The following is a 26,443-nucleotide window of genomic DNA, read 5'->3' as shown; positions in this document are numbered from 1 at the left end:
CACTTGGCTGTGGAAAACCGCACCAAAGCGGCGGCGCCTGGGTCGACGGAACCGCTTCGGGAAACACCAGGTCGAGACCGCGGCATGTCGCACACGAAGAGATTGATCGCCGTGCTGCCGTTGAATACGAACGTGTCGTCGACAAGTACCAGCGGTACGGCGCGCGCCAGCAGCCGCGCGCTCTGGAGAGAGAGACGGGGTTCATGGCTTCAACACGAGCGGAGCCCGTCGGCGGAGCGCGAGACCCACGGTCGGTCACAGCTAGGCTTAGATTTAGATTTGGCCCCGTCGACGTCGTTGAACTACGATAATTCGCACCATCTCAATGGGAGGAAAGTCTTCCCCCGCAGCCGAGCCGAGATTTCCGCCGACCCCGTCTGTGGGGACACCCCCCGCAACGTCCCGAGAGATCCTATGGGGAGGGACGCATCGGACGGCTACGACTTCACGCGGCGTCCACCCCCAAGGAGACCTCGATCATGCCGACCGTGAAGGAAACAATTGAGCCATCCATCTCAACCGACCTCGCGTCCGAGCCCATCTTCGTTTCGGTCGAAATGAGCCGCTCGAAGTGGGTGGTCGGCGTACATGCGCCCGACTCCGACAAGATCGGCATTCACACTTTCGATTGGGGCGACGCTGCCGGCCTGCTGGCGCTGATCGAGCGGGCCCGCTCGCGCTTTTCGGAGAGGCTTGGCGTCACCCCGCGGGTTCTGTGCTGCTACGAGGCAGGGTACGAGGGCTTCTGGCTGCACCGCGTGCTGACGGCGGCTGGCCACAGGTCGCTGGTCATCGACCCGGCAAGCCTGCTGGTGAACCGCCGCGCCAAGCGCGCCAAGACCGATCGCATCGATGCCAGGGCGATGGTTCGCGCCCTGATGGCCTTCGAGCGCGGTGAGGACCAGGTGCTCAGCGCCGTCCACATCCCGACGGTCGAGCAGGATGACCAGCGTCGTCTGATGCGCGAACGGCAGCGGCTCGTGAAGGAACGAACCGCACATTCGAACCGCATCAAGGGGCTGCTCATGACGCAAGGCATTGTTGGCTTCGACCCTCGGGCAGGCGATTCCGTGCAGCAGCTCGACCAGCTCAGGACCGGCGACGGCCGCGCCCTTGCACCTCGGCTGAAGGAAGAGCTCAGCCGCGAACTGGTGCGCCTGCGGCTAGTGATGGAGCAGCTCACCGCCGTCGAGGCCGAGCGCGACGCCGTCGCGCGAGCCGCGTCGGACGAGGCCTGCGCATCCGCGGTCGCAATCACCGACCGAGACGCTGCGATGATCGCCGCGCTCAGCCGGATAAGGGGCGTTGGCACCAACGACGCCTCCGTTCTCGTGCGCGAGGCGTTCTGGCGTGGCTTCCGGAATCGACGCGAGATCGCCGCCTGGAGCGGCTTCGCACCGACTCCCTGGTCGAGCGGCCCCACTTCGCGCGATCAGGGTATCACCAAGGCGGGGCCAGCCAACATCCGCGCCCACATGATCCAGATCACCTGGCGCTGGCTGCAATGGCAGCCCGACAGCCGTCTGTCGCAGTGGTTTCAGGAGCGAACCCAAGGCGCCATGGGCCGCTTGCGTCGGATCATGGTCGTCGCCCTCGCGCGCAAGCTGCTGGTCTCGCTATGGCGCTACGCGACGACGGGCCTGGTGCCTGTAGGCGCACGCGTCGCCTGACCAATTGAGTTTCTTCTGCCGGCAACGGCAGGAGGGACCGGAGGGACGTGTGACCGCCCTCTCACTTGGCTGAGAAATGCCGCTCGCAGAGAAGGGTCCCGTCCGCCGGAGCGTCAAACCCGCAGCAAACGGGATTGTGGTCGCGACCTCCACCGCACGGCGGAGGCATCGAACCGGATAAAAGTCGAGCCGGCGAGACGCCGGCGTTGCCGAGACGACGCTCTCTCCGGGTTGTTTGTGGCTGCACGGCCTGACGTACACTGCCGCGACCGTTCACGTGCCGCTCATCGCCGGCGATTGGCTCCGCGTGTCCGCCTGGAGGATCCGCTTGACACGGAAGGGCCCATAAAAGTGAGAGGGCTGCGGCTGTCGCCGTGACGGGTTGAGGGTCGAGAGAGAGGCTCCCGGCCGGCCCGTCATGGAGATTCTGCCATGACCCGGATAAGCACTATTGCCGATCGCGACGACTTCGGTGCCCCGCCGGCTTCAGCCGGCTATAAAGTCGACATCTCGCGCGGCGAACGGATCGGGCGCGTGTCGTCCGAATGGTTCTCGCGGCCCGACGACGAGCGCTATCTGTCGCTCAGCGCTCTCTACGCCGCCGTTCGCGCGCGCGCCGACCGCGCCACCGCCCGCACCGTCGAGACCCGGACCCTTCGTGTCGAGGCCAGTCGCGATAACGCCGAACGTCTGGCGCTGATCGTGCCCGGCCGCGAGGAGCCCATCGCTCCCACGCACTGGTCATTCGGCCAGATGTGCAGCCTGGTCGGCGCGCCCGCCGGCTATATGCGGCAGCTCCCCGCGCCGCTTGCCGGCATCAACATGCAGCACGGGCTGCTCTCGCACCGGGCCGAGCTGGTGAAGACGCTGGAGGCGGACGATGGCCGGATCGAACTGCGCGCCGTCACCGGCCCGGACTATGGCCGCATCTGGGACCATGAGCTGGTCGCCGCGGTCATGAAGATCGCCGGTGAGGGCACGGGCGATACGCGCTGGAAGGTCCCGGGCCTGCTCGACTGGTCGACCATGACGCACAACCCGTTCGTCGAAGTGACCAAGGACACAACCACCCTCTACGCCTCCGATCGGGATGTCTTCCTCTTCCTGGTCGATGACGCCCACCCGATCGAAGCCGGCCGGCTGCCCAACGGCGACCCGGATCTCTACTTCCGGGGCTTCTATTGCTGGAACAGCGAGGTAGGCTCCAAGACGCTCGGCATGGCGTCCTTCTATCTCCGTGCCGTCTGCATGAATCGCAACATCTGGGGCGCCGAGGGCTTCGAGGAAATCTCGATTCGCCACAGCAAGTTCGCCAGCAACCGGTTCGCGCATCAGGCTGCACCGGCGCTGGAACGCTTCGCCACCTCGTCGCCCGCGCCGTTTCTGGCGGGGATCAGGGCCGCACGCGAGCAGATCGTTGCCCGGAAGGACGAGGATCGCGAGAGCTTCTTGCGCCGGCGCGGCTTCTCGCGTCCAGAGACCGAGAAAATCATCGCCACAGTGCTGGAGGAAGAAGGGCGGCCGCCCGAATCGATCTTCGACTTCGTACAGGGGATCACCGCGCTCGCCCGCGCCAAGCCGCATCAGGATGCGCGGATGGAGCTGGAGGGCAAGGCCGCGAAACTGCTTTCCAGCGTCCGATAACAAGGGAAGGCGTGGAGCCGGGTTCGCGGCTCCACGCCTTTACGATACCGCGCAGCCCCAACCTCCTAGAGGAAGAGGGCTGCGCTCGCTTCGTGACGGGTTGAGGTCGAGAGAGAGTCTCACGGCCGCCCGTCATGGAGAATGACCATGACCCGAGTTCAGAAGATCGTCCTGTCCTCATCGCGGGACATCCCGTTCAACAAGCTGGTGCTGAGCCAGTCGAATGTTCGCCGGATCAAGGCCGGCATCTCGATCGACGAGCTGGCCGAGGACATCGCCCGGCGCACGCTCCTGCAGAGCATCACCGTGCGGCCGGTTCGCGATGCCGAAGGCGTCGAGACCGGCATGTTCGAGATTCCGGCCGGCGGCCGTCGCTTCCGTGCGCTCGAACTTCTGGTCAAGCAGAAGCGCTTGGCCAAGACCGCGCCCGTGCCCTGCGTCGTGCGCGAGGACGGCATCCCCGAGGAAGACAGCCTCGCCGAGAACGTCCAGCGCGCGCCGCTGCATCCGCTCGATCAGTTCCGGGCCTTTCTGGCGCTGCGTGAGAAGGGCCAATCCGAGGAGGACATCGCGGCGGCCTTCTTCGTCGCCGTGTCGGTCGTCAAGCAGCGCCTGCGCCTCGCATCCGTCTCGCCCAAGCTGCTCGACGTCTATGCCGACGACGGCATGACGCTGGACCAGCTCATGGCGTTCACCGTCAACGGCGATCATGAGCGCCAGGAACAGGTGTTCGAGCGCCTGAGTCAGTCCTACTCCAAGGAGCCGCATGCCATCCGCCGGATGCTCACCGAGGGCGCCGTGCGGGCGTCTGACAAGCGCGCACAGTTCATCGGCCTCGACGCCTACACCGAGGCGGGCGGCGTGATTCTGCGCGACCTGTTCCAGGGCGATGACGGCGGCTGGCTGCAGGATGTCGGTCTCCTCGACATGCTGGTGGCCGAGAAGCTGCGTGAGCAGTCCGAGGCGATCCGCGCCGAAGGCTGGAAGTGGATCGATGTCGCGCCTGACTTCGCCTACGGTCACACCTATGGTCTGTGGCAATTGCGCGGCGAGAAGGTTCCGCTCACCGACGATGAGCAGGCGAAGCGCGATGCGTTGCAAGCCGAGATGGACGGTCTGGAGGAGACCTACGCCGAAGCCGAGGAACTGCCCGACGAGGTCGATCAGCGGCTCGGCGAGATCGAGACGGCGCTTGCCGCCTTCGATGATCACCCCCAGGCCTTCGTTCCCGAGGAGATCGTGCGAGCTGGCGCCTTCGTCAGCATCGACGGTTCGGGCGCCCTGCGCGTCGAGCGCGGCTATGTCCGCCCCGAGGACGAACGTCCAATCATCCCGGAGAACGACGCCGAGACCGATCCGGCCGACGAGCCGACGATCACGGTGCGAGCCGAGCATGACGGTACGAGCGTGGTCGCGGGCACGGAGGCTCCTGCGGATGAGCCCGAGGACGATGGTATCAAGCCGATCCCCGACCGGCTGATGACCGAGCTGACGTCCCATCGGACCCTCGCGCTTCGGCACGCGCTGGGCGAAAATCCTGACATCGCCTTCGTCGCGGCGCTTCACGCCCTGTGTCTCAAGGTGTTCTACCGCTATGCGCAAGACACCTGTCTTGAGCTTGATCTAAAGAGCGCCGGTTTCAGTGCTCAGGCGCCGGGCCTTGCCGACAATGCGCTTGCCGCCGCATTCGACGCCCGGCATCAGGCTTGGCTCACTGCCCTGCCTAAGGAACCGGCCGAACTTTGGGACGGGCTTATGACCTTCGACGGTGACAGCCGTCAGTCGCTGTTCGCGCATTGCGTCTCGCTATCGGTCAACGCGATCTATGAGGCCTACAGTCGCAAGCCTCGCGCGCTGGCCCACGCCGACCGGATCGCCCATGCCGTCGATCTCGACATGGTCGCCGCCGGTTGGACGCCGACGATCGACACCTATTTCGGCCGGGTGACCAAGGCCCGCATCCTCGCAGCCGTGCGGGAGGCGAAAGGCGCGCGGGCGGGTGACCGCATCGAGCACCTGAAGAAGGCCGAGATGGCGGCGCAGGCCGAGACGCTGTTGGCCGGATCTGGATGGCTTCCGGAGCCGCTGCGCACACCCGGTCGCGATGTGCCGAACGCCGTTGCGACCGACGCCATCGACGCCGCGGAAGCAGACGCCGATGCAACGGGCGAAGAAATGACGGCGGACGGCGGCGAAACGGCCGTGGTGGAAGACGAGGAAGTGGCCGAGGATGACTCGGTCGCGCTCGAAGCCCACGCGACCGCGGCCGAATAACGAAGGCGCCAACCGCACCGCCAGGGGCCCGCCAGCGATGGCGGGCCCTTTTTCGTCTCGGAGGACACAATGTCGGACAATGCATCCGATCTAGCACGCCGTATGGCCAGCCAGGCTGAGGCGGTCTGCCGTCACTATCTTTCCAACGGCCGTCGTGAAGGACGCTATTGGCTGGTAGGCGATGCCCGCAACACGCCGGGGCGGTCGATGTTCGTCCGCCTAAAAGGCGCCGAATCCGGCAAGGGCGCTGCGGGCAAATGGACCGACGCCGCCACTGGCGAACACGGCGATTTGCTCGATGTTATCCGCGAGACGCGCGGCCTGATGGATTTCAAGGACGTCGCCGAAGAGGCGCGCGCCTTCCTCAGCCTTCCGCATCCCGAGCCTGAGCGGCAATCAAGTCCGCAGCAGGCGCAAGTTCCGACCGGATCGCCGGAGGCGGCACGCCGGCTCTTCGCGATATCGCAACCGATTCCGGGCACTGTCGTGGACAGGTATTTGCGGGCACGCGGCATCACGGCTTTGCACGGAACCGGATCGCTGCGCTTTCACCCGCGATGCTATTACAGGCCGGACGAGCATAACCCGACCGAGAGCTGGCCGGCGATGATCGCATCCGTCACCGATCTCGGCGGCCGGATCACTGGCGCCCATCGCACCTGGCTTGCACCCGACGGCAGCGGCAAGGCGCCGCTCGACACGCCCAGGCGGGCGATGGGCGACCTCCTCGGCCACGCGGTTCGGTTCGGTATGGCGCATGATGTGATGGCGGCCGGCGAAGGTATCGAAACCATTCTGTCGCTGCGGATGGCGTCGCCCCGCATGCCGATGGTCGCCGCGCTATCGGCCGCGCATCTCGCAGCCATCCTGTTCCCGGCAACACTCCGCCGGCTCTACATCGTGCGTGATGACGATCCGGCCGGTGATAGCGCGCGAGATAGCCTGATCGACAGGGCAAACGCTGTCGGGGTCGAGGCGATCGTGCTGTCGCCAAGGCTCGGGGATTTCAACGAGGATCTCAGGCTGCTCGGCACCGTCGCACTCTGCGCAAACGTCCGCGTCCAGCTCGCCCCGGAAGATGTTGCACGCCTCATGGCGGTCGATGCGACGTAGTGCGGGAAGGCGAACGCGATGCTGGCGGGCCATGTCAGCGCGACCGCTCTGGCTGCTTCCCATCTCGCCGGAGAGACCGCACCCGGCCTTCGAGAGGGCGATCGGCCGTCAAACGGTCCGGCCCGGCAATGGCTGCGCCCGGTTCTTTTCCGCCGGCCCTCCGGGCCTTTGCATCGCGAAGCAAAACAACCGGGCTTCGCCATCCTCCGCTGACGCTTCGGCCCTGCGCTTCGCTCCGGGTGCAGGTCCGGCCCGCCCGACGGCTTTCGTCGCCAGAAGGCCGCGAGGGTCGCGGTCAGACCGACGAAGGAGCATCCCATGTCAAGCGATCGCGACGACTTCGAGCCACATCACACGTCATCGCCTACCGACCACGTTCTCACCGAACTCCAGCTTTACGGCTTCCGCCCTTTCCAGGACGAACTCGACCCGAGGCCGCTGCCCGAAGGGAACACCGTCGCCGGCGCCATCGCCGACATCTTCGATGCGCTGATTGTCACCCTACAGGACACGCGCCTCGAACCTGACCTCGACGACTTGCTCTGGTCGACCGTCAATCTTTTCCATCGCGCCACCGGCCGGATCGAACGCGAGCTGGACGACAACGAGCAGGCGCAGCGGCGGAGCCAGCGAGAACAGGACGGCTCCGAGGTGAAGTCCGTCGAGCTGGAGCGGCTCACCGCCGAGGGCCAGACCCTCGTCGAACGACGCGATGCCTTCGAGTTGATGCGCGACCAGGCCGCCGAGCACTTCGAGCACCACAGCGGCTCAAGCTGGAAGCCCCGCAGCGGATCGATGGTCAACCACAAGGCCACGACCTCGGCCATGATCGACAGTCGCGATTTCCTCGCTGCGAAGCGCCGCGCCGAAACCGAAGTGATGCTGCCAACGGGTCCGAAGATCGCCCTGACCGGCGGCCTCGACTTCAACGATCACCGGCTCATCTGGGCGAAGCTCGATCAGGTCCACGCCAAGCACGCCGACATGGTGCTGATGCACGGCGGTTCGCCGAAGGGGGCCGAACGGATCGCGGCCCGCTGGGCCGATCACCGCCAAGTGCCGCAGATCGCTTTCAAACCCGACTGGACGAAACACGCCAAGGCCGCGCCGTTCAAGCGCAACGATCAGATGCTCGAAATCCTGCCGATTGGCGTCATAGTCTTCCCCGGCACCGGCATTCAGGAGAACCTCGCCGACAAGGCCCGCAAGCTCGGCATTCCCGTCTGGAAATTCGGCGGCGCTTAGGCGCCGCCACCGAATGACGGTGGTGAAGAACTTGCGCGCGGGAGCGGAAGTCCTACGAGATTTCCTCTCCCGTTTTCGCTCGATTTCGACTACTATTGCGCCGCGCCGCGCCGCGGTGGTGGTGGAAGGCGCGACCGTCAGACATTTCTCACGGGAGACCATCGCCATGATCTTCATTGGTATCATCGCCAGCATCGCAGCGATCGGCGTCCTCTGCTGTTTGCTGTTCTATCTCGCAGTCTATGCGCTGCCTTTGTTCGCCGGCGTCACAGTCGGCGCATGGGCTTACGGCACTGGCGCGGGATGGCTCGGAGCTATTGCCGTCGGATTTGTCGCGGGCTTGGTCACGCTCGGCGCCGGCCAGCTCCTGCTCTTGTTCGTGAAGCCGCTCTGGCTGAAGCTCGCGATCGCCATCGCCTTCGTCGCGCCGGCCGCAATCGCCGGCTACCACGCCACCCACGGCATCGTGAAACACACCATGCCGTCCGAGACGTGGCAGATCATCTTCTCTGTGATCGGCGCCATTGCAGTCGGCGTCACCGCGTTCGTTCGCGTGACGACGCTGGCTGGGCCCGCGCCCTCGGGACAAGGCGGCATGGTGCGCGCTTAAGCGCGCTGCACGGAAGGTGCGGCCGAGCAAGGCTTTCCATCCGCCGCCCTTGTCGTCTGTTGGCAAGGCGATGCGATAGAGCGCCTCTCGACTAGACTTGAGCAGCCTACATTGAAGCCCTTCGGAAAACGCAAGCCAATCGGCGAAGCTGCTCGCTCAACACCACGATGGTGAATCCTTGAGACGTCTTTCGTCTACGCGGCCGGGGCGACGCTCCCCTTTCATCGGCCGGACGCGGGTACGGATGCCGTGCTGAACGTGCCGGTCTAGCGGGGAAGGCGACGGGTCGGCCACGTTCTCCTCGACACACCTCTGTCTAATCGAGCACTCCAAGCGACCTCTTCGATGGGCTGATCTGGCCGAAGGTCGGCTGCGCCTCGATCGCCTATGCCGCAATGGCGCCGATCGACTTTCTTCCCCTGCCGGCTACGCCGGCATTCCTCGCGAAACAACAAAGTCGCCTGGCTGCCATCCTCCGCTGCGCTTCGGCCTGCGCGCAGGTGCGGCGTCGATCGCCTTCGGCCTGTCGATCACCATCGAGGCCGCATGGTGCGGGCTCGAAACAGACATCAAGGAGAATTACCATGGCGACCATCGGCACCTTCAAGAAGACCGGCAACGAGTTCAGCGGCCAAATCGTCACCCTCAGCGTCCAGGCGAAGAACGTCCGCATCGTTCCCGAAGCCAACCGCTCCGGCGAGAACGCCCCCAGCCACCGCGTCTTCGTGGGCCGCGTCGAGATCGGCGCCGCCTGGGCCAAGCGATCCAACGAGGGCCGCGATTATCTGGGCCTCAAGCTCGACGACCCGAGCTTCACCGCCCCGATCTACGCCAACCTCTTCGACGACGAGGACGGCGAGGGCTACAGCCTGATCTGGTCCCGCCCCAACGGCCGCCGCGCCGACTAACCACCCGCGACGCCCCGCCCGATCCTCGGGCGGGGTAGTCGTTCAAGGCGCCACGAAGGCACGCACGCGCGCACCCCGAGGTTGGCCCGAACGGGCTGGCCTTACGACTTTGCACCTCATCGGTTTTGCGGATCGGCGGCAGGCCGGCTTTGTGCTTTCCAACAATCCGGCTTGCGACCGCGGCGGGACTGTCACGCGACGGGCGTAGAGTCAGGATTCATCGTCCTCAACCGTCTCATCGAGGAGGTCGGCAGGTTTCACCTTCAACGCTTTCGCCAAATGCCACATCGTCAACAGCGTGACATTTTGCTGGCCACGCTCCATGCCGCTCACATAGGCGCGGTCCACACCCATTTTCACGGCGACTGCCTCCTGGCTCAGACCAGCCGCGACGCGATACCTCCTGACGTTGGCTCCAAAAACGCTGCGAATGTCCATCCGCAGGATAGGAGGCAATCGTGCATTATACCGCTACGTGTTATAATACACGGGCACGAGGCCAACGCGCGATGCCGCCAATGGGCTGGCGCGATGCGTGAAAAGCATCGGGAAAATTCAGCTACCGGTCTGGTTTGCATTGGCGATGCGGATACGATCGGTTAACCAAAGACGATGAGCGCGTCGATGACCGTCATAACCTTCCGGGATAGTCCGCCCGATTGTGAACGCCTGACATGCTACGACGAAAGCCATCTTGCGCTCTATATACGGCTCCTTGACGCCGCCGCCGAAGGCGCCGATTGGCGCGAGGCCGTGCGGATCCTTTTCGGGCTCGATCCCGATCACGATCCTGACCGCGCGCGGATGGTTCATGACAGCCATCTCGCCCGCGCCCGCTGGATGACCACCAGGGGCTATCGCGAGCTCCTCCGTCCCCGCGCGTCCTAAAGCGACACACGCCTACGGTTGTACGGGGCATCACGCCGCGCAATTTCAGGGACTTCCGCCGCGCCTCGGCAGCTGCAAGCTTTGCGTGCAGGGGGCTACTCAGAGCGCGGACGTGGAGACGCGTATGGCCGAGCCCACCGATTGGAGATCGCAAACAACCGAACGCGCGCTGAACCGGCTGGAGCGGCAAGGCTTCGCGTGGGAGTTTCTACGCCGGAATCCCGACTATCGCAGCGACTATGACCGCATGCGCGGTACACCGGCCAGCCCGCCAAGTGTTTCACTCCCCCAGAGGAGCGTGGCCCATCAATGGGGGTTGCGATTTCCTGATCGATCCCGATCGCTCGGCTACTGAAACCGCGATCTTCTGGCGGCCCGAGCTTGTCGCCAGCGTTCTGTTGCTTGAAGCCGCGCCAGCCGTCTACCGCACGGCCCGGCGGCTCGAACAACTGGACCTGACCCACGCCACTCTGCACATGCGGCCCGGCGGTGAAGGTGCGATTGTATTGGCCGATCCCGTCGGCGATCATTATCTGGTCGTCGGCGCCATCGGCCCGGCTCAGCCGCTCGCCGTCCTTCTGCCGCTCGACGACAGCTTCCACATCCGCGCCGAAGCGGCATTGCGATTCCAACGGCGCCTATTCGGACGTGCCGCCGGTTCTCTGCCGCGGGCGCTCGCACTCACGCCGCGCCATCGTGTGCGGCTGGTGCGTATGGTGCGCGCGCTCGATGGCCGATATCTGGGCGCCAGCTATCGCGAGATCGCCGGCGTACTTTTCGACATGCCCTCGCAATCCGCCACCGAGTGGAAAACGTCGCCCATCCGCGCCCAGACGATCCGCCTGGTCAAGGATGCCCAGAAAATGACGCGTGGCGGCTATCTCCGCTTGCTCGCCCGCCGCTGACCCTCAGCCCCTGGGGTACGCGCGCGCAGGGCTCTCACTTCGTCATCCACCCTGACGCCGCTGGCTCGCCATCGTGATCGCCGCTCCGCCACCGCACGCTGGAGGCGCAGCCAACGCCCGGAGGCAATATGTCAGCAACGCGATCCGACCCCCCGCCACGCTATCTCCGCACGCCTGAGGCGGCGCGCTTTCTTGGCCTGTCCGGCCGCACACTTGAGAAGCATCGCACCTACGGCACCGGACCAGTCTATCGCAAGCTGGGCGGCCGCATTGTCTACGCTCTCGATGACCTCCAGGCCTGGGCCAATCGCGGCACGCGGCTTTCCACATCCGATCCGGGTCATGACACGATCCATCCCGCCAAGCCCCACGCAGGGATCGTCCAGAGGATTGCTGCCCGGCGCGGTGGCGGCGCGTCATGATCTTCGCGCTCCTCAAGCAGCAGGACGGCGTCGGCAAGACGCTTTCGCTCCATCTCGCCGGTGATTGGGCAAGCACTGGAGCCGACATGCTCTACGACCTGCACGCCCGCGAATTTCCCCCAACCGAAGGAGGTACGCCATGAACGGCGCGCCTGGCTTGCGTCGCGTCGCGACGCCGGCGGTGGTTGGTCTGACTCACGTCGAACTGACTTGGATTGAAAAGAAAATCGAATACTGGGTCAGGTTCGGTCAGGACGTCCACGAACAGATTCTCGACCGGCGGCGGCGCGTCGTCAGCTTCCCGCCTCACAGCGTCTTCGCCTTCGTCCGTTGGGCGGCCAACGACTTCGGGACGATCATCTCACGCATCGACATCGTGCGCGCGATCTCGCCGGGCGAAGCCTATCAGACGCTGCCCTTCGTGCGCCCCGGTGGCGACATCCTGCTGAAGGCCGAGAGCTGGCCGAAAGTCGGGCGCGTACTCCAGATCGTCGACGCGATCGAGTCGCTCGGCATCAATCCCTCCGAGGTCTCGCCGCATCATTGGCGGCACGTACACAACCGTCTCGCTGCCGGCCAAGAGCCACGCAGCTACACGGCCGAACAGCATCGAGCCATCCTTTTGCGCCGAAGGGTCGAACCATGACCCGCTTCGGCTACGTCATGACGACGTACTTCACCGTGATGCTGATCGGCGGCCTGTCGCTCATCCACATCACGCCAAGGCTGATCTGGAACGCATCCGCTAGCACACCGGTCGGACTCTATGCACTCGATCGGGCGCCTCGGCTCGAAGTGACCGACGTCGTCGCCGTGGACGCCCCGGAGCCGCTCGCGTCATTCCTCGCTGAGCGTGGCTATCTGCCGCGCGGCGTCCCTCTCATGAAGCGCGTCGCCGCACTTCACGGACAGCAGGTCTGCCGCATTGGCGCACGCGTGACGATCAACGGCGTCGCCATGGGTGAGGCGCTCGACCGCGATCGGCTCGGCCGCGAACTCCCGGTCTGGCACGGCTGCCGGCGCATCGCTGAGGGCGAGATCTTCCTCATGAACTGGTCCGTCGAGGACAGCCTCGATGGCCGCTACTTCGGCCCAGTTTCCGCACGCTCGATCATCGGCCGCGCCACTCCGCTGTGGACCGATGAAGACGGCGACGGCCGCTTCGAATGGCGCGCCGCAACGCGGTGAACGACGCGCCTTTCCGCCCACACCGCAACACAAAGGAGATATCCATGGCGCAGATCGGTCAATTCACCCGCGACAACGCCCGCTTCGTCGGGCGCATTCACACGCTCACTCTCTATCGCGATCTCACCATCGTTCCGGCCGAGCCGTCCGATGTCGAGAACGCGCCGGACTATCGTATTCATCACGGCAATGAGGACGGACCGGAGATCGGCGCGGGCTGGAAACGCACCGGCGAAAAGGCCGGCGACTACGTCTCCTTGCAGATCGACGACCCCACGCTGGCCCAGCCGATCCGTGCAAATCTATTCCAATCGACAGACGATAAATCCGCCTGGAATCTGCACTGGAATCGACCGCCCAAGCGCAGCGAGCGGGACTGAACGATGTCCGCCTCGCGCCATCGCGCTGTCGTCGGGCGGCTCAGCACCGTCCGACTGACAGCCTTCCTTCTCCTTTCCGGTATGCTCCTTGGCACGTCGTTCAGCGCCACGGCCAACGCTCAGAATACGCCGGCCACACGAACAGCGCCGACCCATCCGTTCGCCGTCTACATTGACGAAGCTGCGCAGCGCTTCGGCATTCCGGCTGCGTGGATTCGCGCCGTCATGCGTGTGGAAAGCGCGGGCGATGTGCGTGCGATCTCCTCTGCCGGCGCGATGGGTTTGATGCAAATCATGCCTGAGACCTGGGCGGAACTCCGCATCCGCCATCGCCTCGGACGTGATCCATATGATCCGCGTGACAACATTCTGGCGGGCGCGGCATTCTTGCGCGAGATGCATGATCGCTATGGTTCGCCGGGCTTTCTTGCGGCCTATAACGCGGGACCTGGACGCTACGAAGAGTATCTCGCCGGACGCCCGTTGCCGGCCGAAACCCGCGCGTATGTCAACGCATTGGTCCCTTCCTTCGGCGGCGGTGAATTGCCCGCAATAATCACCGTCGCCGCAGCCGATCCTCGCGACTGGACTCGCGCACCACTGTTTATCACGCGCACCGACGGCATGACCAGCGTTGATCCAGCGCAGTCGGAAAGCCACTCGGACGACGCTCCGGCAGCAGTTCCGGTGCGCGAGGTTTCCGCGATCATGCCGCAGTCGGCTGGCCTGTTCGTTGCGCGATCCGTAAACCGAGGCCCGCGATGACGAGCGTCACCCTCTTTCGCAGTCTGGCGTGCGCCGTCGCATCATGGAGTGCGCAGAGGGGGAAGCAGGGCAACACGACCGCACGATGGCAGGATAAAGGGGCGCGATGTGCGCCTTGGTTCGGTTGTGCTTTTTCAATGGCTTACGCCGCGAATTCGCGAGGTGCGCCTGACCGGCGCAGCCTGCGGGTTCCGCGATTCTCCAGGATTATCCGCGCGATGGCGCGATGTGCGGGCTCGCGGCGATGAGCAGCGAAGACGATTTCCGCGTCCGGCCAGGCCGCATCCGCTCAACGCGCGCGCAGCGCGCGAGACCGTTCATCGCCCAGGCGCTCGCCGCCGCCCAGCGCGCCGGCGGCTCCGTCTCCCGCAAGGGGACGATCGGGCCTGGCCACCGCTCCCGGTTCGGCCTGGGCCAGCGCGCGTCGGTGCAGGCCAACCGGCTTATCACCTCCCGCTCACGCGGCGCCGTCGTCAAGGCGCGCGTCGTCCGTCACGCCGGACGCGGCGCGCCACTCGCTACCCATCTCAACTATCTGCGCCGCGACGGCGTCACCCGGGACGGAGAGAAGGCCAGGCTGTTCGGCCCCGGTGCGGATGACGTCGATCCGAAGGAATTCGCCGAGCGCTGCGAGGATGACCGGCACCATTTCCGCTTCATCGTCTCGCCGGACGACGCTGTGGAGATGTCAGACCTCAAGGCTTTCGCACGCGATTTGGTCGGGCAGATGGAGAAGGACCTCGGCACCAAGCTCGAATGGGTCGCCGTCGATCACTGGAACACCGAACATCCGCACGTCCATCTGATCGTGCGCGGCGTGCGCGAGGACAGCGAGAATCTCGTCATCTCCCGCGACTACATCAAGGAGGGGATGCGGGATCGGGCGCGGGATCTGCTTACCCAAGAACTGGGACCGCGCACCGATCATGAAATCCGCCGCACGCTCGAGCGCCAAATCGACACGGGGCGCTGGACCAATCTTGATCGGCAGCTCGCTCGCGACAGCTACCGCACCGGCGTCGTCGACCTCGCGCCGCGGCCCGACCGCCAGCCCGACGAATTTCATGCGCTCAAAGTTGGACGCCTGCGAAAGCTTGAGTCCCTCGGCCTTGCCGAGCAGATCGGTCCCGGCCAGTGGGCGATTTCGGAGAACGCCGAGACGACGCTGCGCCAGCTCGGTGAACGCGGCGACATCGTCAAACGCATCCATCGCGGCCTGGCCGAACGCGGGATCGAACGCGGCGTCGCGAGCTATGTGCTGGCCGGCGAAAGCCTGGACGATCCCGTCGTCGGCCGACTGGTCGCCCGCGGCCTCGACGACGAACTGAAGGGCAGCGCCTATGCCGTGGTCGACGGGACGGACGGGCGGACCCATCACCTCAAGCTGCCCGACCTCGACGCCGCCGGCGACAGCGCGCCGGGTTCGATCGTCGAGCTGCGCAAGTTCGACGACGCCCAAGGCCGACGCCGCGTCGCGCTGGCGGTCCGTTCGGACCTCTCGATCGAGCGCCAGATCACAGCGACGGGCGCCACTTGGCTTGACCGGCAGGCGATCGCCCGTGAGCCCGTCGCGCTCGGGGGTGGCGGCTTCGGCGCCGAGGTGCGCGCGGCGCTGGACCGCCGCGCCGAACACCTGATCACGCAAGGTCTGGCGGAACGTCAGAGCCGTGGCGTCAGCTTTAGCCGCAACCTGATCGAGACGCTGCGCCGGCGTGAGCTGGATGCCCTCGGCGAAAGGCTTTCGGCGGAACGCGGGCGGCCACTGACGCAGTCTTCGACTGGCGAATATGTCGCCGGCACCTACAGGCAGCGCTTCGCGCTCGCTTCCGGCCGGTTCGCGATGATTGATGACGGCCTCGGCTTCCAACTCGTTCCCTGGTCGCCATCACTCGAAAAACAGCTCGGCCGGCATGTCTCCGGCGTCGTCCGAAGCGACGGCGGCATCGATTGGAGCTTCGGCCGCAAGCGGGGATTGGGTCTCTAATCATACCGGGTGGCCGGCGAGCTACATTTCAAGGTCGGTGAGACACCGCGAGATCAGGAAGGCGCCAGCGCACGATGCCCAATCCCACCAGCGCGAGAGCCGTGAGTCCGGCGCCGGCGAGGAATGTCGCCTGTGCACCAAGCTGATCCCACAGGAGACCCGCAATGACGCTCGCGGCGAGCAGCGCCAGGCCCCCGAGGAGGTTGAAGACTCCGAAAGCGGTGCCGCGAAGCTCAGGAGGCGCGGTATCGGCGACAAGCGTCGCCAGTAGCCCTTGGGTGAAGCCCATATGCAGGCCCCATAGCACCACGCCCAGTGTCACCCCGAGCAGGCTACCCGAGAACGCGAGGGTCAGGTCGGCCGCGATCAAGAGTGCGAAGCCGATCATGAGCACAGTGAGGCGGTTGAACCGGTCCGCAAGCACGCCGGCGGGATACGCCGTAAGTGCGTAGACGACGTTCATCACCACCAACACCATCGGGACGAGCACAATCGGCAGGCCGACCGCTTGGGCACGCAGGATCAGGAACGCCTCGCTGAATCGCGCCAAGGTGAACACGGTCGCCACCGCGACGACGAGCCAGTACGCGGAACCCAGCCGCCGCAGCTCGGGCAAGCTCAGCGGGAAGCGCACCTTGCGGAGGCCTGCTGGACGCTCCGGTTCGTGCACAGCAAACAAGAGTAGCCCGACAGCGAGAATGGCCGGGATCGCAGCCACCCAGAACACACCCTGGAAGTCGTTGGACATAAGCCACATGAGGCCGACCGCAGCCAGCGGCCCGACGAAGGCGCCCACGGTGTCGAGCGACTGGCGAAGCCCAAAGCTGGCGCCCCGGAGGTGCGGTGGTGCGATGTCCGCCACCAGGGCGTCACGCGGCGCGCCCCGAATTCCTTTGCCGACCCGATCGATGAAGCGCGCGACCACCAGCCAGCTCACGGTGGAGGCAAGGGGGAAGATGGGCCTGGTGAGCGCCGCGAGGCCGTAGCCGATGACGGCGAGCAATTTGCGCTTGCCGAACCAGTCGGAGATCGCGCCCGAGAAGATTTTCACGATAGACGCGGTCGCCTCGGCAATGCCCTCGATGACGCCAACCGTCACCATCGAGGCGCCCATGACAGTCACCAGATAGACGGGCAGCAAGGCGTGAATCATCTCTGACGACATATCCATCAGCATTGAAACGAACCCGAGCGCCCAGATCGGCTTGGGGATGGCGCGCCAGCCCAGCCTCGGCTTCAATTCCTCAGCCATCAGAGCCCCCCGTCACCCCTTCGCGCGCATAAACCTCTGCAGCAAAGACGGCGAGGGCAGCGCGGCAACGCTCAATTTCAGCCATCGCCCCTTGCAGCCGCTCCCCAGCGAAAAAGTCGCGGGGGCGGACTTTGCCAAGCCAGGATTCCAGTTTCTGAAAATCGTCCTCCACCTCCTCCAGCTCGGCGAAGGTGAACTTTTCCAGCGCGGTTTCCCGCTCCAGCTCTTGAAGAAATGCGCCGGTATGTTCCGCCAGCTCGTCGTATTCGCGTCCGCGATCCTCTTCGAACCGTTTCCGAACCGCCGCATCTTCCTCCGGGCCAAGCGACTCGGCCGAAAACAGGAAGGCTTGTCCCCCATGCCCTCGCACCGCGGATGCCACTTCATTGAAGAGCTTCTGATGCTCGGCGCCATGCGGGAGCACCCACGTGCCGTTCGTCATCCCCGCTGCACCGACAAACTTGAGGCGACGCCAAGCCGCTACGCGCGCGCTAGACGGCGCGGCCGGGAGCTGGAGGGACAGAACGAGCCACGGATGCAACATGTGTTGCAAGGTATGCGACGCGCCGACCGCATGCAACACGTGTTTCATGTAGGCTGGGCTTGATCGTCGATCTACGCCATTCCCTGTATTCCTGCGCCACAGCACGATCAGTTCATGCAGCGCGCGCTTTAGGCTTGAAACGAGCCTCTTTGGCCACCGACCTTCTATGCGAAAGGAGAAGGTCAGGTGTCAGCCACCAAGATTCTTTGGGGCCAGATCCTCGTCGTCTCCCTGATCGTCCTCACGACGACATGGACGGCAACGCAGTGGACGGCGTGGCAACTTGGCTTCCAGCCGCAGCTCGGGCGGCCATGGTTCGAGCTGTTCGGCTGGCCGGTCTACCATCCGCCGGCCTTCTTCTGGTGGTGGTATTTCTACGACGCCTATGCGCCGCCGATCTTCGTCGAGGGCGCCTACATCGCCGCCTCGGGCGGCTTCATCGCCATCGCCGCCGCGATCGGCATGTCGGTCTGGCGAGCGCGCGAGGCCAAGAATGTCGAGACCTATGGCTCGGCGCGCTGGGCGCGAGCCGACGAGGTGCGAGCCGCCGGATTGCTCGGACCCGATGGCGTGGTGCTCGGCAAGTTCGACCGCGCCTATCTTCGTCATGACGGGCCGGAGCATGTGCTGTGTTTCGCGCCGACCCGCTCCGGCAAGGGTGTCGGCCTGGTCGTGCCGTCGCTGTTGACCTGGCCGGGCTCCGCCATCGTTCACGACATCAAGGGCGAGAACTGGCAGCTCACGGCGGGCTTCCGCGCCCGGCATGGACGCGTGCTGCTGTTCGATCCCACCAACGCGAAGTCGTCCGCCTACAACCCGCTGCTCGAGGTCCGCCGCGGCGCATGGGAAGTACGCGACGTGCAGAACATCGCCGACATCCTGGTCGATCCGGAAGGGAGCCTGGAGAAGCGGAACCATTGGGAGAAAACCAGCCACGCGCTGCTGGTCGGCGCTATTCTCCATGTCCTCTATGCGGAGGCGGACAAGACCCTCGCGGGCGTCGCCGCGTTCCTGTCCGATCCGAAGCGCCCGATCGAGTCGACGCTCGCCGCCATGATGAAAACGCCGCATCTTGGTGAGGCGGGTCCTCACCCCGTCATCGCCTCGGCCGCGCGCGAGCTCCTGAACAAATCTGACAATGAGCGCTCAGGCGTCCTGTCGACCGCCATGTCGTTTCTCGGGCTCTATCGCGATCCGGTAGTGGCCGAAGTGACGCGCCGCTGCGATTGGCGCATCGCCGACATTGTCGGCGGGCCACAGCCATCGACGCTCTACCTCGTGGTGCCGCCCTCCGACATCGCCCGGACGAAGCCGCTGATCCGTCTCATCCTCAATCAGATCGGGCGCCGGTTGACCGAGGATCTCAACGCCAGACGCAAGCGGCATCGGCTGCTGCTCATGCTCGACGAGTTTCCCGCGCTCGGGCGCCTCGACTTCTTCGAGAGCGCCTTGGCATTCATGGCGGGCTACGGGCTCAAGAGCTTCCTGATCGCGCAGTCGCTCAATCAGATCGAGAAAGCGTATGGCCCGAACAACTCGATCCTCGACAACTGCCATGTCCGCGTCAGCTTCGCCACCAACGACGAACGCACAGCCAAGCGCGTCTCTGACGCGCTGGGGACCGCGACCGAATTGCGGGCGATGCGCAACTACGCCGGGCATAGGCTCAGCCCGTGGCTCGGCCATCTGATGGTGTCGCGGTCGGAGACCGCGCGCCCGCTGCTGACGCCGGGCGAGGTGATGCAGCTCCCGCCCGCCGATGAGATCGTCATGGTGGCCGGCACGCCGCCGATCCGCGCCAAGAAGGCGCGCTACTTCGAGGATCGCCGCTTTCAAGAACGCGTGCTGCCGCCGCCGGAGCTTGGAAAGCCAGCGGCGGGAAAGCCCGACGATTGGAGCACCCTGCCAGTGCCGTTGCGGTCGGAACACGATGGGGCCGCCCGGCAGGACGGCGCTGGCGATGACGACGACCCGACGGGCTCGGAACGGCGTCGGCAACCCGAATTGACCGCGGCGAGGACCGTCGAGAAGAAAGAGCCGATCGGCAACGAGTTCGACCCCGATGATGTCGACGATGCCGATGGTGACGCCGCGCGTGCGGGCCGGCTCACCCGCGTGATGCAAGGCATCGCGCGGCAAGTCTCGCTTGATCCCAACGACGGGATGGACCTCTGAGCATAACCATGACGAAGACTCCGAAGAAGCAGCGCCTCTCGGTCTATCTCGAACCGGACATCCTGAGGTCGCTCGCGGCCTATGCCGCGCGCCGCGATCAATCGCGATCGCTGATCGCGGAAGCGGCGATCGCCTCCTTCCTGTCGCCCGACGCCGCCGAGCGCCAGGAGGCGGCGACCACCAAGCGATTGGACCAGCTCGACCGGCGCATGACGCGCCTGGAGCGCGACCTCGGCATTGCCGTGGAGATGCTGGCCGTTTTTGTCCGCCATTGGCTCGCGACCAATCCACCGCTGCCGGAGCCGGCGCAAGCGGCTGCACGCGCCCAGGCGGGCGAGCGGTACGACGCCTTCGTCGCCGCGCTCGGACGGCGACTCGCGAAGGGACCGAAGCTGCGGGAAGAGATTTCCGAAGACATCGAGCCGAGGCGAGATGCTTGAGGCCGCGGCGTCATGCGCACGGGGAATAGAGCTGGAATCCGAAGCACATCTGCCGGCGGCAATCTCGACGATCCGGATCGTCGGTGCCCATTCAGCCCGCTACCGCAACTGGTTGGGCTGGGGTAGCACGGTGCATGGTACGATTACGCCAATATCTACGAGCCGTCAGCAATGGCGACGAGGGCTCATGAAGCGACCGGAGTGATTGAAGCAAGGTGATGTCTGACAGCGCCGGTTCGCAAAAACTCTTGCCGTTGATGGCGATCTTGGCAGTCGTCATCTACGGCGTCGGTGATGTTGTTTCCGGACTCCTGTACACAGGATACAGTTTTCGCGACCAAGCAATCAGCGAACTGACCGCATTCGGGTCGCCCGTGCGGGCGTTCATGATGACGATCATGCTTGCGCACGGCGGCCTGCTCGTGATCTTCGGCGTGTGCCTTTTCCGTTCGGCGTGCTCACGCGCTCTTCGCTGGACCGGCGCGCTGGTGAGTGCCGCAAACCTGGTAACGCTGCCGACCCATACGATCTGGGCGATGAGTTCGCGGGGCATGCAGACGGGCGTCAACGACACCTTGCATGCCCAAACGACCATCGCCTTCAGCCTCTTGGTCGGGGCTGCGGTAGCATTGTCCGCCATTGCCATACGGGGATGGTTCCGGCCGTTCGCATTCGTGGCGCTTGCCGTGATCATCGCCTTCGGAGTCGCTGCCTCCGGGGCCATGACCGGGATTACCGAAGACGACACGCCCTGGGCGGGCGCATACGAGCGGATCAATTGCTACGTTTACTTTCTGTGGCTTGTGGTTCTGGCCCTTCTGGCGCCGCGTGAATTTCCCCCGAGCTGTCGCGAGACCGCCAGAGAGACCGCTTGATCAACAACCTCGAGGGAGACGACTGAAGTGGCGAGGACCATCATCCTGTTGGAACGAGCGAAGTGATCCACGTGATCGGATCACCGATACCGATGGCAGGCAGATCGCCTCCGCCCAGAATCTCCTGATGTCCTGCCTTCGCCCTCGTGGGGGAATGTCTATGTGGCGCCCTCGAACGCCGACTCGCGAAGGGACCGAAGTTGCGTGAGGAGATTTCGGACGATGTCGCAGGCCTCCCGGGTGCGGAATAATCATCGCGCGAGGCGTCGCAAGAGTTTGGCAATTCCGCCGTCGCCCTGTCTTTGTACGCCACAGCACTACGACCCCATTGTGGTTGTTGTCATGCCCTGATTTCTGCCTCTTCTACTGATCCCCGATCCAGGGCCGCACATCTGCGGTCCCGTACAAAACGGGGACGACATGGCGGTTTCTCACCAGCAATCCGAGGCGATCCTGCGAGGCGCGCGCATGTTGCGCACCGCCCTTGGCCCCGCCATCGCCGGATTCCTGGAAGACCCGTCGATCGTCGAGGTAATGCTCAATCCCGACGGGCGGCTCTGGATCGACCGGCTCTCCGAGGGGCTCTCCGACACTGGAGAGCGTCTGTCGCCCGCTGATGGCGAACGCATCGTTCGCCTCGTCGCGCATCACGTCGGCGCCGAGGTTCATTCCGGTTCACCGCGCGTTTCGGCGGAGCTTCCCGAGACGGGGGAGCGGTTCGAAGGCCTCCTGCCTCCTGTCGTGGCGGCCCCGGCGTTCGCGATCCGCAAACCGGCCGTCGCTGTCTTCACGCTCGCTGACTACGTCGCCGCCGAGATCATGTCGGCCGAACAGGCTGAAATCCTCCGCCGCGCCGTCGCGGACCGTCGCAACATCCTCGTCGCCGGCGGCACCTCAACCGGCAAGACCACGCTCACCAACGCCTTGCTTGCCGAGGTCTCAAAGTCCTCCGATCGCGTTGTCCTGATCGAGGATACGCGCGAGCTGCAATGCGCCGCGCCCAACCTGGTAGCCATGCGGACGAAGGACGGCGTCGCATCGCTTTCCGATCTCGTCCGCTCCTCGCTTCGCCTCCGTCCGGATCGCATTCCGATCGGAGAGGTACGCGGCGCCGAGGCGCTGGACCTGCTCAAGGCATGGGGTACGGGACACCCCGGCGGCATCGGCACCATCCACGCCGGCAACGCGCTCGGCGCGCTGCGCCGGCTCGAGCAGCTCATCCAAGAAGCCGTAATCACCGTCCCGCGCGCACTGATCGCCGAGACCATCGATCTCGTCGCGGTGCTCAGTGGCCGCGGCTCGCATCGCCGCCTCGCTGAACTCGCCCGCGTCGAGGGTCTCAAGCCGGACGGCGACTACCGCGTCATCCCCGTGACCCAACCTACCTCAGGAGATCCCGCATGATCCGCCATGCCTTCCGTATTCGCCGTCATATCGCGACGGCCGTGTCCGTCACCATCGTCAGCATGATGCTGGCTCCGGCCGCCCATGCATCCGGTTCGTCGATGCCGTGGGAAGCGCCGCTGCAATCGATCCTCGAATCCATCGAGGGTCCGGTCGCCAAGATCATCGCCGTGATGATCATCATCATCACCGGCCTGACACTGGCCTTCGGCGACACGTCGGGCGGCGCCCGCAAGCTGATCCAGATCGTCTTCGGCCTCTCGATCGCCTTCGCCGCGTCGAGCTTCTTCCTGTCGTTCTTCTCTTTCGGCGGCGGAGCGCTCGTCTGATGGCGAGCCTGATCGACAGCGCCCGCGAGGTGCCAGGCTACGCCGTCCCGGTCCATCGCGCGCTCACCGAGCACATTCTGCTCGGCGGCGCGCCGCGTTCGATCGCTATCCTCAACGGCACGCTGGCGGCGGCGATCGGGCTCGGCCTGCGCCTCTGGCTTGTCGGTCTCGGGCTTTGGGCGATCGGCCATTTCGCGGCCGTGTGGGCGGCCAAACGCGATCCGCAGTTCGTCGACGTGGTGCGCCGTCACCTCCGCATCCCCGCCCACCTGAGCGTCTGAGGCCGACCATGATGAACCTCGCCGAGTATCGCCGGACCGCGACCCGCCTCGCGGACTTCCTGCCCTGGGCCGCGCTCGCGGGCGAGGGCATCGTCCTCAATAAGGATGGCAGCTTCCAGCGGACCGCCCGATTTCGCGGTCCCGACCTCGACTCGGCGGTGCCGGCCGAACTCGTCGCAGTGGCCGGCCGGCTCAACAACGCCTTCCGCCGGCTCGGCTTGGGATGGGCGATTTTCGTCGAAGCGCAGCGCCATGGCGCAGGAGCTTATCCGGCGAGCCGCTTTCCTGAGGCCGCGTCGGCCCTGGTCGACGCCGAGCGCAAGGCCGATTTCGAAGAAGACGCCTCGCACTTCGAGTCCAGCTACTTCCTGACTTTCGTCTATCTGCCGCCAGCCGAGGACGCCGCCCGCGCCGAGAGCTGGCTCTATGAAGGCAAGGCTGACAACGGTCTTGACCCACATGAGGCGCTACGCGGCTTTGCTGATCGCACCGACCGCGTGCTCCAGCTCATCGAGAACTTCATGCCGGAATGCGCATGGCTCGATGACGGCGAAACGCTGACCTATCTTCATTCGACCGTCTCGACCAAACGCCACCGCGTGCGCGTGCCCGAGACGCCAATGTATCTCGACGCGCTGCTCGCCGATCAGCCGCTCACGGGCGGGCTCGAGCCGCGTCTCGGCGATGCGCATCTGCGCATCCTGACGATCGTCGGCTTCCCGACGGCGACAACGCCCGGGCTGCTCGACGACCTGAACCGGCTCGCCTTTCCGTACCGCTGGTCGACGCGCGCCATCCTTCTCGACAAGACCGACGCCACCAGGCTGCTCACCAGAATCCGGCGCCAGTGGTTCGCCAAGCGCAAGAGCATCATGGCGATCCTGAAGGAGGTGATGACCAACGAGGCCTCGGTGCTCGTCGATACCGACGCGGCGAACAAAGCGGCGGATGCCGACTTGGCGCTCCAGGAACTTGGGCAGGACTATGCCGGCCAGGCCTATGTCACCGCGACGGTCGCGGTCTGGGACGCCGATGCGCGCATCGCCGCCGAGAAGCTGCGCCTGGTGGAGAAGATCGTTCAGGGCCGCGACTTTACCGCGATGGCGGAGACGATCAACGCCGCCGATGCCTGGCTTGGCTCGCTGCCGGGCCATGTCTACGCCAACGTCCGCCAGCCGCCGATCTCCACACTCAATCTCGCCCACATGATTCCGCTGTCGGCGGTGTGGGCGGGGCCGGAACGGGACGAGCATTTTGCAGCACCCCCTCTGCTCTTCGGCAAGACCGAAGGCTCGACCCCGTTCCGGTTTTCCCTTCATGTCGGCGATGTCGGTCACACGCTCGTCGTCGGGCCGACCGGCGCCGGCAAATCCGTGCTCCTGGCGCTGATGGCGCTGCAGTTCCGGCGCTATCCGGGCGCACAGGTCTTCGCTTTCGACTTCGGGGGCAGCATCCGGGCCGCGGCGCTCGCGATGGGCGGCGACTGGCACGATCTCGGGGGCGGCCTGACGGAAAGCGCGGCCGACAGCGTCTTGCTGCAGCCGCTCGCCCGCATCCACCACGTGCCGGAACGCGCCTGGGCGGCGGACTGGATCATCGCGATCCTTGAGCGCGAGGGCGTGACGATCACCCCCGAAGTGAAGGAATACATCTGGACGGCGCTGACCTCGCTCGCGAGCGCGCCCGCCGGCGAACGCACGCTCACCGGCCTGGCCGTCCTCCTGCAATCGAACGACCTCAAACAGGCGCTCCGGCCCTACTGCGTCGGCGGCGCTTATGGCCGGCTGCTCGATGCCGAGAGCGAGCATCTTGGCGAAGCCTTGGTGCAGGCGTTCGAGACCGAGGGCCTGATCGGCACGGCCGCTGCGCCCGCGGTGCTCGCCTATCTCTTCCACCGGATCGAGGACCGGCTCGACGGCAGCCCGACAATGCTTATCGTCGACGAAGGCTGGCTCGCGCTCGATGACGCGGACTTCGCCGGCCAGCTTCGCGAGTGGCTGAAGACGCTGCGCAAGAAGAACGCCTCTGTCATCTTCGCCACCCAATCGCTGTCCGACATCGACAGCTCGGCCATTGCGCCCGCCATCGTCGAGAGCTGCCAGACCCGGCTGCTGCTGCCGAACGAGCGCGCGATCGAGCCACAGATCACCGCGATCTACCGCCGCTTCGGCCTCAACGACCGCCAGATCGAGATCCTCGCCCGCGCGATGCCGAAGCGCGACTATTACTGCCAGTCCCGGCGCGGGAACCGGCTCTTCGAGCTCGGCCTCTCCGACGTGGCGATGGCGCTCTGCGCCGCGTCTTCAAAGACCGATCAGGCCGCGATCGATCGCATCGTGGCGGAGCACGGCCGTGAAGGATTCCTGCCGGCCTGGCTGCGTCTGCGCGGCGTCGCCTGGGCCGCCGACCTCATCCCCGACCTCACCAACCTGGAGACCCAGCCATGAATTTCCGTCGCTCGCGCACGGCGATGCTCGCCGCGTCGATTCTGTCCGTCCCCGTCGCGATATCGCCCGTGATGATCCAGCCGGCGGCCGCGCAGTGGATCGTCTACGACCCAACGAACTACGTGCAAAACGTGCTCTCTGCGGCCCGCGCGCTGGAGCAGATCAACAACCAGATCGCCTCGCTCCAGAACGAAGCGACGATGCTGATCAACCAGGCGCGCAACCTCGCGAGCCTGCCTTACTCCTCGCTTCAGCGCCTGCAAAGCTCCGTGCAGCGCACGCAGCAGCTCCTCGCTCAGGCGCAGCGCATCGCCTACGACGTCCAGCAGATCGACCAGGCCTTCATCTCCACCTACGGCAGCGCGTCGATGTCCGCCTCCGACCAGCAGCTCGTGGCGCAGGCCCGCGAGCGCTGGCAGAACACGGTCGGCGGCCTGCAGGACGCCATGCGCGTTCAGGCCGGCGTCGTCGGCAATCTCGACACCAACCGCGCCGAGATGTCAGCGCTGATCGGCCAGAGCCAAGGCGCGACCGGCGCCTTGCAGGCGGCGCAGGCCGGCAACCAGCTTCTCGCGTTGCAGGCCCAGCAGCTCGCCGATCTCACCGCCGTCGTCGCCGCCAACGGCCGGGCGCAAGCGCTGAGCGAAGCGGAGCGTGCGGCGGCTGCCGAGCAGGGCCGCGAGCAGCGCCGCCGCTTCCT

Annotated in this window: 28 protein-coding genes; 25 read left to right on the top strand and 3 right to left on the bottom strand. The window is 65.6% G+C overall.

Annotated elements, in window-relative coordinates; all coding sequences use genetic code 11:
• Window positions 1-479: 479 nt before the first annotated feature.
• From Q0C38_RS17935 to Q0C38_RS17905, 7 genes are all read left to right on the top strand, one after another.
• Window positions 480-1,670 (top strand): IS110 family transposase, encoded by a 1,191-nt coding sequence (locus Q0C38_RS17935; RefSeq protein WP_291298493.1) that lies wholly within the window; start codon window positions 480-482, stop codon window positions 1,668-1,670.
• A gap of 432 nt (window positions 1,671-2,102) precedes the next feature.
• A complete protein-coding gene (locus tag Q0C38_RS17930; RefSeq protein WP_291298492.1) occupies window positions 2,103-3,314 on the top strand; it encodes a DUF932 domain-containing protein in 1,212 nt (403 codons plus the stop codon).
• A 141-nt stretch (window positions 3,315-3,455) separates the two neighbouring features.
• Window positions 3,456-5,588, top strand: coding sequence for a ParB/RepB/Spo0J family partition protein (locus Q0C38_RS17925; RefSeq protein WP_291298491.1), 2,133 nt, complete (start codon window positions 3,456-3,458; stop codon window positions 5,586-5,588).
• Between the two features lie 69 nt (window positions 5,589-5,657).
• Window positions 5,658-6,701, top strand: coding sequence for a toprim domain-containing protein (locus Q0C38_RS17920; protein WP_291298490.1), 1,044 nt, complete (start codon window positions 5,658-5,660; stop codon window positions 6,699-6,701).
• Window positions 6,702-7,019: 318 nt separating this feature from the next.
• Window positions 7,020-7,946 carry a DUF2493 domain-containing protein gene (locus Q0C38_RS17915; protein ID WP_291298489.1) on the top strand — a complete coding sequence of 309 codons (927 nt, stop codon included), beginning with the start codon at window positions 7,020-7,022 and terminating at the stop codon, window positions 7,944-7,946.
• 166 nt (window positions 7,947-8,112) lie between these two features.
• Window positions 8,113-8,556, top strand: coding sequence for a hypothetical protein (locus tag Q0C38_RS17910; RefSeq protein ID WP_291298535.1), 444 nt, complete (start codon window positions 8,113-8,115; stop codon window positions 8,554-8,556).
• Window positions 8,557-9,140: 584 nt separating this feature from the next.
• Window positions 9,141-9,464 carry a DUF736 domain-containing protein gene (locus tag Q0C38_RS17905; protein ID WP_047558430.1) on the top strand — a complete coding sequence of 108 codons (324 nt, stop codon included), beginning with the start codon at window positions 9,141-9,143 and terminating at the stop codon, window positions 9,462-9,464.
• Between the two features lie 210 nt (window positions 9,465-9,674).
• On the opposite strand, the gene Q0C38_RS17900 is transcribed toward Q0C38_RS17905, so the two are convergent.
• Complete coding sequence (locus Q0C38_RS17900; protein WP_291298488.1) at window positions 9,675-9,902, bottom strand: helix-turn-helix domain-containing protein; 228 nt, start codon at window positions 9,900-9,902, stop codon at window positions 9,675-9,677.
• Window positions 9,903-10,088: 186 nt separating this feature from the next.
• Here Q0C38_RS17900 and Q0C38_RS17895 point away from each other — a divergent pair, with 186 nt between their 5' ends.
• The 10 genes from Q0C38_RS17895 to Q0C38_RS17850 all read left to right on the top strand — a co-directional run bounded on the left by Q0C38_RS17895 (window position 10,089) and on the right by Q0C38_RS17850 (window position 15,996).
• On the top strand, window positions 10,089-10,352 hold the full coding sequence (locus tag Q0C38_RS17895; RefSeq protein WP_291298487.1) for a DNA -binding domain-containing protein: 264 nt from the start codon (window positions 10,089-10,091) through the stop codon (window positions 10,350-10,352).
• Window positions 10,353-10,476: 124 nt separating this feature from the next.
• Complete coding sequence (locus Q0C38_RS17890) at window positions 10,477-10,707, top strand: transcriptional regulator domain-containing protein (RefSeq protein WP_291298486.1); 231 nt, start codon at window positions 10,477-10,479, stop codon at window positions 10,705-10,707.
• Complete coding sequence (locus tag Q0C38_RS17885; protein WP_291298485.1) at window positions 10,628-11,257, top strand: DUF2285 domain-containing protein; 630 nt, start codon at window positions 10,628-10,630, stop codon at window positions 11,255-11,257. The genes Q0C38_RS17890 and Q0C38_RS17885 overlap by 80 nt, the downstream gene beginning before the upstream one ends.
• A 128-nt stretch (window positions 11,258-11,385) precedes the next feature.
• Window positions 11,386-11,679, top strand: coding sequence for an AlpA family transcriptional regulator (locus tag Q0C38_RS17880; RefSeq protein WP_291298484.1), 294 nt, complete (start codon window positions 11,386-11,388; stop codon window positions 11,677-11,679).
• The gene (locus Q0C38_RS17875; protein WP_291298483.1) at window positions 11,676-11,822 is read left to right on the top strand and encodes a hypothetical protein; all 147 of its coding nucleotides are present in this window, start codon (window positions 11,676-11,678) and stop codon (window positions 11,820-11,822) included. Before Q0C38_RS17880 ends, Q0C38_RS17875 begins: the two co-directional genes overlap by 4 nt.
• A complete protein-coding gene (locus Q0C38_RS17870) occupies window positions 11,819-12,325 on the top strand; it encodes a DUF2840 domain-containing protein (RefSeq protein WP_291298482.1) in 507 nt (168 codons plus the stop codon). Before Q0C38_RS17875 ends, Q0C38_RS17870 begins: the two co-directional genes overlap by 4 nt.
• A complete protein-coding gene (locus tag Q0C38_RS17865; RefSeq protein ID WP_408870045.1) occupies window positions 12,322-12,867 on the top strand; it encodes a S26 family signal peptidase in 546 nt (181 codons plus the stop codon). The genes Q0C38_RS17870 and Q0C38_RS17865 overlap by 4 nt, the downstream gene beginning before the upstream one ends.
• Before the next feature lie 44 nt (window positions 12,868-12,911).
• Complete coding sequence (locus Q0C38_RS17860) at window positions 12,912-13,247, top strand: DUF736 domain-containing protein (RefSeq protein WP_291298481.1); 336 nt, start codon at window positions 12,912-12,914, stop codon at window positions 13,245-13,247.
• A gap of 3 nt (window positions 13,248-13,250) precedes the next feature.
• Entirely contained in the window at window positions 13,251-14,012 is a 762-nt protein-coding gene (locus Q0C38_RS17855) for a lytic transglycosylase domain-containing protein (protein ID WP_291298480.1), read from the top strand.
• Window positions 14,013-14,256: 244 nt separating this feature from the next.
• Entirely contained in the window at window positions 14,257-15,996 is a 1,740-nt protein-coding gene (locus Q0C38_RS17850; RefSeq protein WP_291298479.1) for a VirD2 family relaxase/mobilization nuclease, read from the top strand.
• A gap of 28 nt (window positions 15,997-16,024) precedes the next feature.
• On the opposite strand, the gene Q0C38_RS17845 is transcribed toward Q0C38_RS17850, so the two are convergent.
• Together Q0C38_RS17845 and Q0C38_RS17840 are read right to left on the bottom strand one after the other, a co-directional pair.
• Window positions 16,025-17,248: an MFS transporter gene (locus Q0C38_RS17845; RefSeq protein WP_291298478.1), complete on the bottom strand. Its 1,224-nt coding sequence runs from the start codon at window positions 17,246-17,248 to the stop codon at window positions 16,025-16,027.
• Entirely contained in the window at window positions 17,241-17,792 is a 552-nt protein-coding gene (locus tag Q0C38_RS17840; RefSeq protein ID WP_366937290.1) for a Chromate resistance protein ChrB, read from the bottom strand. The genes Q0C38_RS17845 and Q0C38_RS17840 overlap by 8 nt, the downstream gene beginning before the upstream one ends.
• Before the next feature lie 186 nt (window positions 17,793-17,978).
• Here Q0C38_RS17840 and Q0C38_RS17835 point away from each other — a divergent pair, with 186 nt between their 5' ends.
• The 8 genes from Q0C38_RS17835 to trbJ form a co-directional block, all read left to right on the top strand.
• Complete coding sequence (locus Q0C38_RS17835; protein ID WP_291298476.1) at window positions 17,979-19,967, top strand: conjugal transfer protein TraG; 1,989 nt, start codon at window positions 17,979-17,981, stop codon at window positions 19,965-19,967.
• 8 nt (window positions 19,968-19,975) lie between these two features.
• Window positions 19,976-20,407, top strand: coding sequence for a CopG family transcriptional regulator (locus Q0C38_RS17830; RefSeq protein WP_291298475.1), 432 nt, complete (start codon window positions 19,976-19,978; stop codon window positions 20,405-20,407).
• Between the two features lie 218 nt (window positions 20,408-20,625).
• On the top strand, window positions 20,626-21,282 hold the full coding sequence (locus tag Q0C38_RS17825) for a DUF998 domain-containing protein (protein ID WP_291298474.1): 657 nt from the start codon (window positions 20,626-20,628) through the stop codon (window positions 21,280-21,282).
• 420 nt (window positions 21,283-21,702) lie between these two features.
• A complete protein-coding gene (gene trbB / locus Q0C38_RS17820; protein WP_291298473.1) occupies window positions 21,703-22,686 on the top strand; it encodes a P-type conjugative transfer ATPase TrbB in 984 nt (327 codons plus the stop codon).
• The gene (locus tag Q0C38_RS17815) at window positions 22,683-23,015 is read left to right on the top strand and encodes a TrbC/VirB2 family protein (RefSeq protein ID WP_291298472.1); all 333 of its coding nucleotides are present in this window, start codon (window positions 22,683-22,685) and stop codon (window positions 23,013-23,015) included. The genes trbB and Q0C38_RS17815 overlap by 4 nt, the downstream gene beginning before the upstream one ends.
• A complete protein-coding gene (locus tag Q0C38_RS17810; protein WP_291298471.1) occupies window positions 23,015-23,296 on the top strand; it encodes a VirB3 family type IV secretion system protein in 282 nt (93 codons plus the stop codon). Before Q0C38_RS17815 ends, Q0C38_RS17810 begins: the two co-directional genes overlap by 1 nt.
• Window positions 23,297-23,304: 8 nt before the next feature.
• Entirely contained in the window at window positions 23,305-25,743 is a 2,439-nt protein-coding gene (gene trbE, locus Q0C38_RS17805) for a conjugal transfer protein TrbE (RefSeq protein ID WP_291298470.1), read from the top strand.
• The coding region (gene trbJ / locus Q0C38_RS17800) for a P-type conjugative transfer protein TrbJ (protein WP_291298469.1) at window positions 25,740-26,443 on the top strand (704 nt) is incomplete at its 3' end. The genes trbE and trbJ, both read left to right, overlap by 4 nt.

Origin of the sequence: Elioraea sp. (assembly GCF_022842375.1) — a bacterium.
Taxonomy (GTDB): Bacteria; Pseudomonadota; Alphaproteobacteria; order Acetobacterales; family Acetobacteraceae; genus Elioraea_A.
The sequence above is the reverse complement of the archived record's forward strand: the minus strand, read 5'-3'. Positions and strand labels throughout refer to the sequence as shown.